Raw genomic sequence first — 14,264 nt, 5'->3', positions numbered from 1 at the left:
GCCTCCTACAGATCGGGCAGGCCCAGTTCCAGGTTCGGGGCCTGCAGTCCACCGTCGACTTCGATGATCTTGCCGGTGACGTACCGGCCCGCGCCCGACGCCAGGAACACGACGGTGGCCGCGATGTCCTCGGCCTCGCCGATCCGGCGCAGTGGGGTGGCCGCTTCCATCCGGCCGCGCAGTTCGTCGTTGCCCACCACCACTTCGAGCGCGGACGTCGCCACCGAACCGACCGAGATCGCGTTCACCCGCACCTTCGGAGCGAGATCGGCCGCCGCGAGCCGCGTGTAATGCGCCAGAGCGGCTTTCGCCGTGCCGTACGCGGCGAAACCCCGGCCGGTCACCCGGCCCATGACCGACGAGATGTTGACGACCGATCCGCCCGCCTCCAGTAAGGACGGTGCCGCCGCGACGGTCAACGCGTGCGCGGTGGAGACGTTGAAGCGAAAGGCTTCCTCGAGGAAGTCGGCCGTGGTTTCCAGCAGTGGCCGGGGATAGGTGCCGCCGACGTTGTTGACGACCAGGTCCAGCCGCCCGAATTCCGCCTTCGCGATACACGCCAGGTCACCGGCGGCGGCCGGATCGCTCAGATCGGCGGGTACCACGCGGGCACGCCTGCCGGTGGCGGCGACCAGGGCGGCCACGTCGTCGAGCTGGCTTTCGGTACGGGACGAGATCACCACGTCGGCGCCGGCTTCGGCGAGCGCCACGGCCGTCGCCGCGCCGATCCCGCGTCCGGCGCCGGTGACCACGGCGACCTGGTCGGTGAGCCGGAAACGGTCCAGGATCATGGCGGAAACTGTAACACGTTCTATTTGCGACGCCTCAGCGTGCGAGGAGCGCCCGGAGTGACTAGAGTCGCCTCACCGCTTCTCGTCACGACCCGGAACAGGGCATATACTTAGCGGGACGAACTATCGTGACCCCATCAGGAACTGTGTCGTTCCGGACATCCAGATCGTTACCCATCGACGGGCTTTCTCGTCCGATGAACTGATGCCCCCGTGTTTCCTAGGTGTTAAAGTCGCGCTAACGAACGGGCCATCGTCGTCCCGTGCGCATCCCCCGGCCGGCCTGTCCGGCCGCTGAGCACAGACGACGAAGGAGGTCCCTTCATGATCTTCTCCGCCATTCCCGGCAAACAAGGTCTTTACGATCCCGAATCCGAACAGGACTCCTGCGGTGTGGCCATGGTGGCCGATGTCCGCGGGCGGCGCTCGCACGGCATCGTCACCGACGGCCTGTCCGCGCTGACGAACCTCGACCACCGGGGCGCCGCCGGCGCGGAGCCGACCAGTGGCGACGGCGCGGGCATCCTGTTGCAGCTGCCGGACGAGCTGCTTCGGGCCGAAGTGGACTTCATCCTGCCCGAGGCGGACGCCGAAGGTCACCAGACCTACGCGACCGGGATCGGTTTCCTGCCCTCGGACACCGAGGAGCGGGGCAAGTCCGTCGCCCTGATCGAGCGGATCGCCACCGAAGAGGGCCTCGAGGTCCTCGGCTGGCGCGAGGTACCGGTCGACGCCGATCGCGCGGACATCGGCCCGACGGCGCGTTCGGTCATGCCGCATTTCGTGATGCTGTTCGTCGCGGCCCAGGAGTCCGGCGGAAACCGTCCCGGCGGGCTCGAGCTGGACCGGTTGGCCTTCTGTCTGCGCAAACGCGTCGAGAACGAGAGCGTGACCGCGGGCTGCGGCACCTACTTCCCTTCGCTGTCCTCGCGGACGATCGTCTACAAGGGAATGCTGACCCCCGAGCAGCTCCCGCTCTTCTTCACCGACCTGACCGACACCCGGCTCGCCAGCGCCATCGCGCTCGTGCACTCCCGGTTCTCCACCAACACCTTCCCGTCGTGGCCGCTGGCGCATCCGTTCCGGTTCGTCGCGCACAACGGCGAGATCAACACCATCCGGGGCAACCGCAACCGCATGCGCGCCCGTGAGGCGCTGCTGGAATCGGACCTCATCACCGGTGACCTCACCCGGCTGTACCCGATCTGCTCGGCCGACGCGTCGGACTCCGCCTCGTTCGACGAGGTGCTGGAGCTGCTGCACCTCGGCGGGCGGTCGCTGCCGCACGCGGTGCTGATGATGATCCCCGAGGCGTGGGAGAACCACGCCGGGATGAACGCCCAGCGTCGTGCGTTCTACCAGTTCCACGCCAGCCTCATGGAGCCGTGGGACGGCCCGGCCTGTGTCACCTTCACCGACGGCACGCTCGTCGGCGCGGTGCTGGACCGCAACGGCCTGCGCCCCGCCCGATGGTGGCGCACCGCCGACGACAGGGTCGTGCTGGCCAGTGAGGCCGGGGTGCTCGACGTCGCCCCCGAGGACGTCGTGGCCAAGGGCCGCCTCAAGCCCGGCCGCATGTTCCTGGTGGACACCGAGGCGGGCCGGATCGTCGACGACGAAGAGGTCAAGTCGGAGCTGGCCAAGGAACTTCCGTACGAGGGCTGGCTGCACGCCGGTCTGCTGCAGATCGCCGATCTGCCGGATCGCGACCACATCGTGCAGAGCCACGATTCCGTGCTGCGGCGCCAGCTTTCCTTCGGCTACACCGAAGAAGAGCTGAAGATCCTTCTCGCGCCGATGGTGGTCAAGGGCATGGAGCCGATCGGATCGATGGGCTCCGACACCCCGCCCGCGGTGCTGTCACAGCGTTCGCGGCTGCTTTACGACTACTTCAAGCAGAACTTCGCGCAGGTCACCAACCCGCCGCTGGACGCGATCCGCGAAGAGCTCGTCACTTCGATGAGCCGGATCATGGGCCCCGAGCGGAACCTGCTCGCCCCCGGCCCGGCCTCCTGTCGGCACGTGCAGCTGCCGTATCCGGTGATCGACAACGACGAACTCGCCAAGCTGATCCACATCAACGACGACGGCGACCTCCCCGGCTTCGCGTGCAGCGTCCTTTCCGGACTGTACGAAGTGGACGGCGGCGCCGACGCGCTGGCGTCCGCGATCGAGCGGGTCCGGCGCGAGGCGTCCGAGGCGATCGCGGCGGGTGCGCGCACGCTCGTGCTGTCCGACCGCGACTCCGACCACCGCATGGCGCCGATCCCGTCGCTGCTGCTGGTGTCCTCGGTGCACCACCATCTGGTGCGCACCAAGGAAAGGCTCCGCGTCGCGCTGGTCGTCGAGACCGGTGACGCCCGCGAGGTCCACCACGTCGCGCTTCTGCTCGGCTATGGCGCCGCCGCGGTGAACCCGTACTTGGCCTTCGAGACCATCGAAGACATGATCTCGACCGGTGCCGTCACCGGTATCGAGCCCGCCAAGGCGATCCGCAACTACGTCAAGGCGCTCGTGAAGGGCGTCCTGAAGATCATGTCGAAGATGGGCATCTCGACCGTCGGCGCGTACACCGCCGCGCAGGTCTTCGAATCCTTCGGCCTGGCCCAAGATCTCCTTGACGAGTACTTCACCGGGACGTCGTCGAAGCTCGGCGGTGTCGGCCTGAGCGTGCTCGCCGAAGAGGTCGCCACGCGCCACCGCCGCGCGTACCCGGACAACCCGACCGATCGCGTCCACCGCGGACTCGAGACAGGCGGCGAGTACGCGTACCGCCGCGAAGGCGAACTGCACCTGTTCACCCCGGAGACCGTCTTCCTGTTGCAGCACGCGACGAAGACCGGCCGGGAAGAGGTGTACAAGCAGTACTCCGACGAGGTGCACCGCCTCTACCGCCAGGGTGGCGCGTTGCGCGGGCTGTTCTCTTTCCGTGAGGGCACGCGCGAGCCCGTCCCGCTGGACGAGGTCGAGCCGGTCGAGGCGATCTTCAAGCGCTTCAACACCGGCGCGATGTCCTACGGTTCGATTTCGGCCGAGGCACACGAAACCCTCGCCATCGCGATGAACCGCATCGGCGGCCGGTCCAACACCGGTGAGGGCGGGGAAGACCCCGAGCGGCTCTACGATCCGACCCGGCGCAGCGCGATCAAGCAGGTCGCGAGCGGCCGGTTCGGCGTCACGAGCGAGTACCTGGTCAACGCCGACGACATCCAGATCAAGATGGCGCAGGGCGCGAAGCCGGGCGAGGGCGGGCAGCTCCCGCCGAACAAGGTGTACCCGTGGATCGCGCGGACGCGGCACTCGACGCCGGGCGTCGGGCTCATCTCGCCGCCCCCGCACCACGACATCTATTCGATCGAGGATCTCGCCCAGCTGATCCACGACCTCAAGAACGCCAACGAGAACGCCCGCATCCACGTGAAGCTGGTGTCCTCGCTCGGCGTCGGTACGGTCGCGGCGGGCGTGTCCAAGGCGCACGCCGACGTCGTGCTGATCTCCGGCCACGACGGCGGCACCGGCGCCTCCCCGATGAACTCGCTCAAGCACGCGGGCACACCGTGGGAGATCGGGCTCGCCGAGACACAGCAGACGTTGCTGCTCAACGGTTTGCGTGACCGGATCACCGTTCAGGTCGACGGCGCGATGAAGACCGGCCGCGACGTCGTCGTCGCCGCGCTGCTCGGCGCGGAGGAATACGGCTTCGCGACGGCCCCGTTGATCGTCGAAGGCTGCGTCATGATGCGCGTCTGCCATCTCGACACCTGCCCGGTCGGCGTCGCGACCCAGAGCCCGGATCTGCGCAAGCGCTACACCGGCCAGGCCGACCACGTCGTCAACTACTTCCGGTTCGTCGCCGAAGAGGTCCGGGAAACGTTGGCGGCACTCGGTTTCCGGACTCTCGACGAAGCCATCGGCCACGCCGAGGTGCTCGACACCGACAAGGCGATCGAGCACTGGAAGGCCTCCGGGCTCGACCTCTCACCGATCTTCGAGATGCCGACGGAAACCCCGTACGGCGGGGCGAAGCGGCGCACGCGGACGCAGGACCACGGCCTCGAGCACGCGCTCGACCGGACGCTGATCCAGCTCGCCGAGGCGGCGCTGGAAGACGCGCATCCGGTCCGGCTGGAACTGCCGGTGCGGAACGTGAACCGGACCGTCGGCACGCTGCTCGGGTCCGAGATCACCCGTCGTTACGGCGGCGAAGGCCTGCCCGAGGACACGATCCACGTGCTGCTGACCGGTTCCGCCGGGCAGTCGCTCGGCGCGTTCCTGCCGCGCGGCATCACGCTCGACATGGTCGGCGACGCGAACGACTACGTCGGCAAGGGCCTTTCGGGCGGGCGGATCATCGTGCGCCCGCATCCGGACGCGAAGTTCGCCGCGGAAGGCCAGACCATCGCCGGGAACACCCTCGCCTACGGGGCCACCGGCGGGGAGATGTTCCTGCGCGGCCAGGTCGGCGAACGGTTCTGCGTGCGCAACTCCGGTGCGGTGGTCGTCGCCGAGGGCGTCGGCGACCACGCCTTCGAGTACATGACCGGTGGGCAGGCCGTGGTGCTCGGCCCGACCGGGCGCAACCTCGCGGCCGGCATGTCCGGCGGCGAGGCCTATGTGCTCGACCTCGACCGCGGCCGGGTCAACGAGGAGATGGTGAACCTCCTGACCCCGAGGGCCGAGGATCTCGCCTGGCTCAAGAAGACCGTGCAGAAACATTACGACCTCACACGTTCGGCCGTGGCCGCGTCGCTGCTCGGCGACTGGCCGCGTCGCTCGGCGGCGTTCACCAAGGTGATGCCCCGCGACTACCAGCGTGTCCTTGACGCGGCGAAGGCGGCGCGTGCCGCGGGCCGCGACGTCGACGAAGCGATCATGGAGGCCGCTCGTGGCTGATCCGACGGGTTTCCTCAAGCACGAACGTGAAGAGCCGAAGAAGAAGTCCAAAGAGGAACGCCTCGCCACCTGGGGCGAGGTTTACGCCGACGTGGAACCCGCCGAGCGCAACGAAAAGGTGCGCAAGCAGGCTTCGCGGTGCATGGACTGCGGCATCCCGTTCTGTCACTCCGGTGGTTCCGGCTGCCCGCTGGGCAACCTGATCCCGGAGTGGAACGACCTGGTGCGCCGCGGCGACTGGGCCGCGGCGAGCGACCGGCTCCACGCGACCAACAACTTCCCCGAGTTCACCGGGAAGCTGTGCCCCGCGCCGTGCGAGGCGGGCTGCGTCCTGTCGATCTCGCCCTTGTCCGGCGGGCCGGTGGCGATCAAACGCGTCGAGCAGACGATCGCCGACCAGTCCTGGGAAGCGGGCTACGTGCAGCCGCAGGTTTCGGCGGTGTCTTCGGGGCAGCGGGTCGCGGTGGTGGGCTCCGGCCCCGCCGGGCTCGCCGCCGCGCAGCAGCTGACCCGTGCCGGCCATGAAGTGACCGTCTACGAACGGGACGATCGGCTCGGCGGCCTGCTGCGGTACGGCATCCCCGAGTTCAAGATGGAGAAGAAGGTCCTCGACCGGCGGCTCGCGCAACTCCGCAAGGAGGGCACGAAGTTCGTCACCGGCTGCGAGGTCGGCGTCGATCTGACCGTCGAGGAACTGCGGGCGGGCTACGACGCGGTGGTGCTCGCCGTGGGCGCGCTGCGCGGCCGTGACGACACGACGACGCCCGGACGCGAGCTGTCCGGGATCCACCTGGCGATGGAGCATCTCGTCCCGGCCAACAAGTACGTCGAGGGCGACGGCCCGTCCCCGGTGGACGCGGCGGGCAAGCACGTCGTCATCATCGGCGGCGGCGACACCGGCGCCGACTCGTACGGCACCGCGACCCGTCAGGGCGCGCTTTCGGTGACACAGCTGGACCAGTACCCGACGCCACCGTCCACAAGGGACGACGAGCGCTCGCCGTGGCCGACCTGGCCGTACATCCTCCGCACCTACCCGGCGCACGAGGAGGCGGGCGAGCGCAAGTTCGCCGTCGCGGTCAAGCGGTTCGTCGGCGACGAGAACGGCACCGTGCGCGGTGTCGAACTCCAGCAGGTCAAGGTCCAGAAGGATCGCGAGACCGGCCGCCGTGAGGTCATCCCGGTCAACGACGAGGTCGAGGAAGTGCCCGCCGACCTCGTGCTGCTCGCGATCGGGTTCGAGGGTGTCGAGCACATGCCGCTGTTGGACGGGCTCGGGCTGTCGCTGACCAAACGCGGCACGCTCTCGTGCGGCGCGGACTGGCAGACGGAGTCACCTGGCGTGTTCGTCTGCGGCGACGCGCATCGCGGTGCCTCGCTCGTGGTGTGGGCGATCGCCGAAGGACGTTCGGTGGCCAGCGCCGTCGACGCCTACCTCACCGGCGCTTCCGACCTTCCCGCACCGGTGCACCCGACGGCGCTTCCGCTCGCCGTCGTCTGATCCCGGTCCGCGCCGACAGCGTCGTCGGCGCGTTCCTTCACCCCGGATTGATCGCCAGCAGGCAGGCGACGGGCGGATCGAGGTCGAGGGTCTCGACGCGGATCGCGGTGAATCCCGCCTCGACGAGCAAGTCGTGGTGTTCCTGGGCCGCTTGCGCGGTGGTCGCGCCGTCGGCGCCGGGACACCGTGGCTGGATGGCCAGCGCTATGCGTCCCGAAGGCCGGAGCAGACGTCGCAGATCGCGTAACCGTGCGGCGGGCTCCGCCCAGAATTTCGCGGAATTGACCGCCAGGATCACGTCGAGGGGTTCGCCGAATTCCGGCAACCGATCCACGGAAGCGTGCACGAGCCGGACCCGGCCGTCACGGACCGCGCGAGAATTGCGCCGGGTGGCCCTCCGCACCATCGCCGCGGAATGGTCGATGCCGTGGACCCGGCTCGCCAGGCCCGCCAGTTCGGCGACGGCGAGACCGGGACCGAAGCCGATTTCGAGAACCCGGTCCGTCGGCTGGATCTCCAGCAGGGAAACCACCCAGCCGTTGCGCCGCCGGTTGGACGCGCTGTTCGCCATGATCCAGCCGACCACCTGCCCCACCGGTCCGCGTGGATGGCCGAACTGCCGGAAGAGCCTGGGGAATACGTGTTCGGTGATGGGTCCGCCTGTTTTCGTCATGAGCCGAGTCAACGGCTTCAAGTACGCTTGAAGTCAAGATGGGCGAAGGCGAGTTGACGATCGGCGAAGTGGCGAGCCGTACCGGGGTCGCCACCTCCGCCCTGCGCTACTGGGAGGAGATCGGCCTCCTGCCCGCTCCCGACAGGGTCGCCGGACAGCGGCGGTATCCGCCGTCGGTGATCGGGCGGGTCGGGGAGATCCTGCTGCTGCAGGACGTGGGCTTCACGTTGCGCGAGCTCAAGGATCTGATCGCCGCCCGTGAGCTGGAGGCGGAGGGCTGGCGCGAGCTGCATCGGCGGAAGCTGGCCGAACTCGACCAGCGGCTGGCCCGGATCGAGGCGGCGAGGACCGCCATCGCGCACGTCCTGGCCTGTCCGCACGAGGACATCCGGACGTGCCCCAGTTTCGCGCGCGTCGTCGAGACGCGGCTGACAGAGGGTGTACTGAAGGAAGGCCCTTCTCCCACCGAAGGTTGAGGTCTCGGATCAGGCTCAGGTCCGACGCGGTAGGGCGGCCGGTCGCGCCAAGCTCTCCGCATGAGAAAAAAGTTGGCGATACTGGCTTTTCTCCCACTGGCCGTGGCCGTGCCGGCGACGGCCGAAGCGGCTCCGGCCCCGCACTGGACGTCACCCTGCCCGGATTACGGCATGACACCCTCGCCGACGGCGGGCCTCGAATGCGCGAAGCTCGAGGTCCCGATGGACTACGCGAACCCCGGCGGCCGGACCATCGAACTCACCGTTTCCCGGAAGGCGAGCACCTCGCCGAAACGCCGTGGTGTGCTGCTGATGAACCCCGGCGGCCCCGGGAGCCCCGGCCTGGCGATGCCCGCGCAACTCGCGCAGCGGCAAGGGCACACCGGCCTGCTCGACAGTTACGACGTCATCGGGTTCGACCCGCGCGGGACCACCTACAGCACGCCGGTGACCTGCGATCTGACCGCGGAACAGCGCTTCACCGTCGTGGGCCCTTACGCGGACGGCCCGCGTGACGTCGTCGAAAAGGCGGCGAAATCCCGTGTCGTGGCACGACAATGCGCCGAATCGAAGACGGCGGATCTCTTGCCGCACATGACCACCGCCAACACGGCGCGTGACATGGACCGGATCCGCGAGGCGCTGGGGGAGCGGAAGATCTCGTACTACGGCGTCTCGTACGGGAGCTACCTCGGCGCCGCCTACGCGTCGATGTTCCCGGCGAAGACGGATCGGATCGTGCTGGACAGTCTTCTCGGCCCGAACGGACTCGATGTCCAGGCGCACCAACGGTTCGCGAACGGTTTCGACGACAGGTTCGGCGACTTCGCGGCCTGGGCGGCGGCGCGGGACGACGTCTACCACCTCGGGCGGACACCCGCCGAGATCAAGGCGAAGTTCTTCGAACTGGCCGAAAAACGTGGCCAAGGAATCCGGTCCGACACCTGGGGAGCGCTGTACGACGACGCGAACTTCCCCGATCTCGCTGAGCGATGGGCCGCTCCGTCCGCGTCGGCACAGGGCGGACCGCTCGACGGCGACAATCACGCCGCGCTTCAGCTCCAGGTGCTGTGCAACGACGCCGACTGGCCGGAAAGCGTTCGCTACTACCAAAAGGTCGTCGAGCGCGCCCGCGTGACGCATCCGATGTTCGGTCCGGCCGCCGCGAACATCACCCCCTGCGCGTTCTGGCCGGTGGAGCGCCGCGAACGCCCGGTGCGGATCCACGACCGCGGACCGTCGAACCTCCTGCTGGTGCAGAACCTCCGCGACCCGGCGACGCCACTGATCGGGGCCAGGGAACTGCGTTCGGCGCTGGGCGGACGGGCGCGGATGGTGACCGTCGATGCGGGCGGGCACGGCGTTTTCACCAAGGAGAACGCATGTGGCAACGACGTCGTCGTGCGGTATCTGCGGGACGGCGTCCTCCCGGCCGCCGATTCCCACTGCCCGGCTTGACGGCAGTGGTCTTCGAACGGTTGTCTTCCTGTCTGCTCACCAGTCACGCGGGACTGTGTGGATTTCTGGTCATCCAACGCCCCAAAATCCACACAGTCGGTGGCCTGGTGCGCAGATATCTTCGGCGGCGGTCACGACCGTCGAGACGGCAAGGGCGACCAGCCCCGGCCAGCCCACGGTCCCGCTGAGGACGATCCCGGCCGACGCCAGGAGCGGCCACACCCAGGGTGCGAGAACGTTCGTGCTCAGCCGCGCGAATCCCTCCACAGTCGGAAAGGTACCGGCGCGGTCTCGGGCAGGTCATCGTATTGGGCCGAACGGCTCATCGGAGAGAACGGATGCGGCCGAACGGTCCCTTGTACGCCCGGTAGCCGGACAAATACTTTCGAAATGTCGTACAAGTCATACGGCAATTCACCGGTGGCGAAAGGTGGTACGCCATGAAGAGGACGGTTTCCCGGACGGGGATCCTGGCGGCGCTCGTGGGGCTGGCGGTGACAGCGCTGACGGCGGTCGCGAGTCCCGCTCAAGCCGGGCCGGTCCATCATCAGGCGGCGATCGACGCGCAGGCGGTGGCGGCCTACTGGACGCCGGAACGCATGCGGTCGGCGGTGCCGATCGAACAACTGGTCAAGGCTCCGAACCTTTCGCTCAAGGATGTCGCCAAGGGCGAGAGCGCGATCATCCAGAGCATCCCCAACGGCGGGGGCGCGTGGACGGGGGCGGGCAAGGTCGTGCAGACCGCGGGCCGCGTGTTCTTCACCATGGGCGGGCGGAACGCGTCGTGCTCCGGTGACGCGGTCACCAGCGCGAACGGCAGTGTCGTGATCACCGCCGGGCATTGCGTGAAGTACCAGGGCGCCTGGCACACCAACTGGACCTTCGCTCCCGGTTACAACAACGGCAACACGCCTTATGGCACCTGGGCCGCGAAGAGCACGCTGACCACTCCGCAGTGGGAAGCGAGCGAGGACATGAACTACGACGTCGGCGCGGCCGTGGTCAACCCGCTCAACGGGCAGAAACTGACGGACGTCGTCGGTGCGCAGGGGATCGCGTTCAACCAGGCGCGCAACCAGTCGATGTACACGTTCGGGTATCCGGCGGCGGCGCCGTACGACGGCACGAAACTGATCTATTGCAGCGGGAGCACGTTCACCGATTTCCTGCTGACCAAGGATCACGGGATGAACTGCAACATGACCGGCGGTTCGAGCGGCGGCCCGTGGTTCCTCAACTTCAGTGAGGCGACCGGCGCCGGCGTCCAGGCGTCGGTGAACAGCTTCGGCTACAACTTCCTGCCCGGGTACATGTTCGGGCCGTACTTCGGCACGGACGCGCAGAACCTCTACAACAAGGCGCAGGCGGCCTGATCAGTCCGCCGCCCGTCCACCGTTTGGGACTTTTGTCCCGGTGGGCGGGCGGCTTTCGGCTCGGCATATCCTGGGCCGGTGAACTGGACAGTGGACGTTCCCGTCGACACGCTCCCCGAACTGCCTCCTCTGCCGCCCGAGCTGCGCAACCGGCTCGACGACGCGCTTTCCCGGCCCGCCGCGCAGCAGCCCGAATGGCCGGACCCCGAGCTGACGAAACGCGTACGCGGCGTGCTGGAGAGTGTGCCGCCGATCACCGTCCCCGCCGAGATCGACAGGCTCTCCGACAGGCTCGCCATGGTCGCCCGCGGCGAAGCGTTCCTGCTGCAGGGCGGTGACTGCGCGGAGACGTTCGAGTCGAACACCGAACCGCATATCCGCGCCAACCTGCGCACCCTGCTGCAGATGGCCGTCGTCCTCACCTACGGCGCGAGCCTGCCGGTGGTGAAGGTCGGCCGGATCGCGGGCCAGTACGCGAAGCCGCGTTCGGCGTCCACCGACGCGCTCGGCCTGCCGGTGTACCGCGGCGACATCATCAATTCGCTCGTCGCGAAGCCCGAGCTCCGCGTGCCCGACCCGGGCCGGATGATCCGCGCGTACGCCAACGCGGGCGCCGCGATGAACCTCGTCCGCGCGCTCACCGGCGCCGGGATGGCGGATCTGCACCAGGTGCACGACTGGAACAAGGACTTCGTGAAGTCCTCGCCCGCCAGCGAGCGCTACGAGGCGCTGGCCGCGGAGATCGACCGCGGCCTGCGGTTCATGTCGGCCTGCGGCGTCACCGACACCTCGCTCCAGTCCACCGAGATCTTCGCCAGCCACGAGGCGCTGCTGCTGGACTACGAGCGCTCCATGCTGCGGATGGATCGCGCGGACGCGACGAACCCGAAGCTGTACAACCTGTCCTCGCACTTCCTGTGGGTGGGCGAGCGGACCCGGCAGCTCGACGGCGCGCACATCGCCTTCGCCGAACTGCTGGCCAACCCGATCGGTCTCAAGATCGGCCCGACGACCACGCCCGAACAGGCCGTCGAGTACGTCCGGCGGCTCGACCCGCGCAACGAGCCCGGTCGCCTGACGCTGATCGCCCGGATGGGCAACGGCAAGGTCCGCGAGGTGCTGCCCGCGATCGTCGAGAAGGTCGAGGCGTCCGGGCACAAGGTCATCTGGCAGTGCGACCCGATGCACGGCAACACCCACGAGGCGTCGACCGGGTACAAGACCCGGCACTTCGACCGGATCGTGGACGAGGTCCAAGGCTTCTTCGAGGTGCACCGCAAACTCGGCACCTACCCCGGCGGCATCCACGTCGAGCTGACCGGCGAGGACGTCACCGAATGCCTCGGCGGCGCGCAGGAGATCTCGGATCTGGACCTCTCGGGCCGGTACGAGACCGCCTGCGACCCGCGCCTGAACACGCAGCAGTCGCTGGAGCTGGCTTTCCTGGTCGCGGAGATGCTGCGCGGCTGATCAGGAAAGCCCCGGCAGTCGTGAGGTGAAGGGGTCTTTCGCCGCATGTGATGCGGGGAAAGACCCCTTCACATCACTTGATCCGTCACGTTCGCGTCACGCGCTAAGCGGCGTCCAGAAGGCGCGCGGCCGACTTGAGCACGCCGTCCCGCAGCGAACCCACGTCCGAAACCGCCGCCCCGTTCGCCTGCAGTCCGATGTGGACGGAGTCGCGGTAGGTCGCCACCGCGATGCCGACAGCCTGCCGTGGTGCCAGCGGAACGAACGGGTACACGCTTTCGAGCCGCGTCCCGTCGAGGGTGAGCCGGTTGGGCGGCACCGGTACGGTGGTCACCACGAGGTCGAACAGCAGCGGCGCGGCCAGTCCGGCGGCCCTGCTGCCGAGCCGGTGCAGCATCGGCGGCATCCGGTCGGCGAGCAGCGGGAACGCGCCCGCGCCCCGGCCGGGGCCCGCGGCCTTGTTCCGGCTCATCTCGCGCTGGACGGCCAGCAGCCGCTCCACCGGATCGTCGAGGCCGACAGGCAGATCGCACAGGTAACCGGACAGCTTGTTGCCGCCCAGCTGCTCGGCGGAGCGCCCGCGCACGCTGACCGGGATGAGCGCCCGCAGGGTCCGGTCGTCGGCGCGCTGGCCGCGGTTGATCATCCATTCGCGGAGCGCGCCGGAGAGGATCGCCAGCACGACGTCGTTGGCGGTACCGCCGTGCGCCCGTCGGATCCGCCGGATCTCGCCGGTGTCCAGCCGGACGAGGCCGAGCCGTCGCTCGGTCGACGGCGGCGCGCTGATCGGCGACAGCGGCGAGCGGGTCGCGCGGACGACCGAAGACGCGATCCCGGCCGACGCCCCGGCCTGGGCCAGGGTGGTGCCGAGGGCGTCCTTGACAGCGTCCACAGGGGAGCGTGGGGCCGGTGGTTCGGCACCGCTGTGCGCACGCTTCGTCGCTCGAGGGAGCCCATCGAGCAGGCCGACGGCGACGGCGTACGCGCCCGCCCCGTCGGTGAGCGCGTGGTGGAGTTTCAGCAGCAACGCGAACTCGCCGTCCGGCAGGCCGGTGACGAGATGCAAGTCCCACAAGGGTTTTTCGGTGTCGAGCGGCCGTCCCATCCAACGCGACGCGTAGGCGGAGAGTGGGTCCGGTTCGTACAGGGAGCTCAAGTGGTGATGTGAAATATGTTCACTGGCAACGAAATCCGGGTCTTCGGCCCAGATGGCGGCGCCGGGCGGGAACAGCGCGGTGCGGGGGCGCTGGCGCAGCTTCGGGAGCCTCGCCGCCCGCTCGGCGAGCAGCTCGGTCAGCTTACGCGCGTGCACCTGCCCGTGCGGGCGGAAAGTGACCACCGCGCCCATGTGCATGGGCGTCGTTTCGCTTTCCATACAAAGGAAAGCGACATCGAGTGCGCTCAGCTGCAGGCCTGACATCATCTGCCTTTCCTTGATGCTCCGGCTATGGGCACAACTGCACCAGCCTGACATGACGAGCGGGTGGTCGTCATGTTTCAGGGGCGCTAACTACCGTCGGTTTCACTCGAACGATGGGATCCCATTCGGACATGGACCACGGCCCTGCGGCAGATGGCGGACAGCCCGGCCGGTGGTAACTCGTTGGCGGATCATCCGAGGAAACCGGC

9 protein-coding genes are annotated in these 14,264 nt (G+C 68.5%); 6 read left to right on the top strand and 3 right to left on the bottom strand.

From position 1 onward, the window contains the following. Positions 1–5 precede the first annotated feature (5 nt). Complete coding sequence (locus HDA45_RS07800) at positions 6–791, bottom strand: SDR family oxidoreductase (protein ID WP_184893245.1); 786 nt, start codon at positions 789–791, stop codon at positions 6–8. Between the two features lie 324 nt (positions 792–1,115). Here HDA45_RS07800 and gltB point away from each other — a divergent pair, with 324 nt between their 5' ends. Together gltB and HDA45_RS07790 are read left to right on the top strand one after the other, a co-directional pair. Then, positions 1,116–5,684: a glutamate synthase large subunit gene (gltB, locus tag HDA45_RS07795; protein WP_184893243.1), complete on the top strand. Its 4,569-nt coding sequence runs from the start codon at positions 1,116–1,118 to the stop codon at positions 5,682–5,684. Next, on the top strand, positions 5,677–7,185 hold the full coding sequence (locus HDA45_RS07790) for a glutamate synthase small subunit (RefSeq protein WP_184893242.1): 1,509 nt from the start codon (positions 5,677–5,679) through the stop codon (positions 7,183–7,185). The genes gltB and HDA45_RS07790 overlap by 8 nt, the downstream gene beginning before the upstream one ends. A gap of 37 nt (positions 7,186–7,222) precedes the next feature. Here the strand turns inward: HDA45_RS07790 and HDA45_RS07785 are convergent, their stop codons facing one another. Continuing rightward, entirely contained in the window at positions 7,223–7,858 is a 636-nt protein-coding gene (locus HDA45_RS07785) for a class I SAM-dependent methyltransferase (RefSeq protein ID WP_184893240.1), read from the bottom strand. A 38-nt stretch (positions 7,859–7,896) separates the two neighbouring features. Between HDA45_RS07785 and HDA45_RS07780 the strand changes: the two genes are divergently transcribed. The 4 genes from HDA45_RS07780 (at position 7,897) to HDA45_RS07765 (ending at position 12,635) form a co-directional block, all read left to right on the top strand. Further along, positions 7,897–8,334: a MerR family transcriptional regulator gene (locus HDA45_RS07780; RefSeq protein WP_184893238.1), complete on the top strand. Its 438-nt coding sequence runs from the start codon at positions 7,897–7,899 to the stop codon at positions 8,332–8,334. Between the two features lie 60 nt (positions 8,335–8,394). Beyond that, positions 8,395–9,792, top strand: coding sequence for an alpha/beta hydrolase (locus HDA45_RS07775; RefSeq protein ID WP_184893236.1), 1,398 nt, complete (start codon positions 8,395–8,397; stop codon positions 9,790–9,792). A gap of 440 nt (positions 9,793–10,232) precedes the next feature. Next, a complete protein-coding gene (locus HDA45_RS07770; RefSeq protein WP_184893234.1) occupies positions 10,233–11,165 on the top strand; it encodes a trypsin-like serine peptidase in 933 nt (310 codons plus the stop codon). A gap of 78 nt (positions 11,166–11,243) precedes the next feature. Then, positions 11,244–12,635 carry a class II 3-deoxy-7-phosphoheptulonate synthase gene (locus HDA45_RS07765; protein WP_184893232.1) on the top strand — a complete coding sequence of 464 codons (1,392 nt, stop codon included), beginning with the start codon at positions 11,244–11,246 and terminating at the stop codon, positions 12,633–12,635. A 103-nt stretch (positions 12,636–12,738) separates the two neighbouring features. Here the strand turns inward: HDA45_RS07765 and HDA45_RS07760 are convergent, their stop codons facing one another. Beyond that, positions 12,739–14,058, bottom strand: coding sequence for a wax ester/triacylglycerol synthase family O-acyltransferase (locus HDA45_RS07760; protein WP_184893230.1), 1,320 nt, complete (start codon positions 14,056–14,058; stop codon positions 12,739–12,741). Positions 14,059–14,264: the final 206 nt, after the last annotated feature.

This window comes from Amycolatopsis umgeniensis (genome assembly GCF_014205155.1).
Lineage (GTDB): Bacteria > Actinomycetota > Actinomycetes > Mycobacteriales > Pseudonocardiaceae > Amycolatopsis > Amycolatopsis umgeniensis.
The sequence above is the reverse complement of the archived record's forward strand: the minus strand, read 5'-3'. Positions and strand labels throughout refer to the sequence as shown.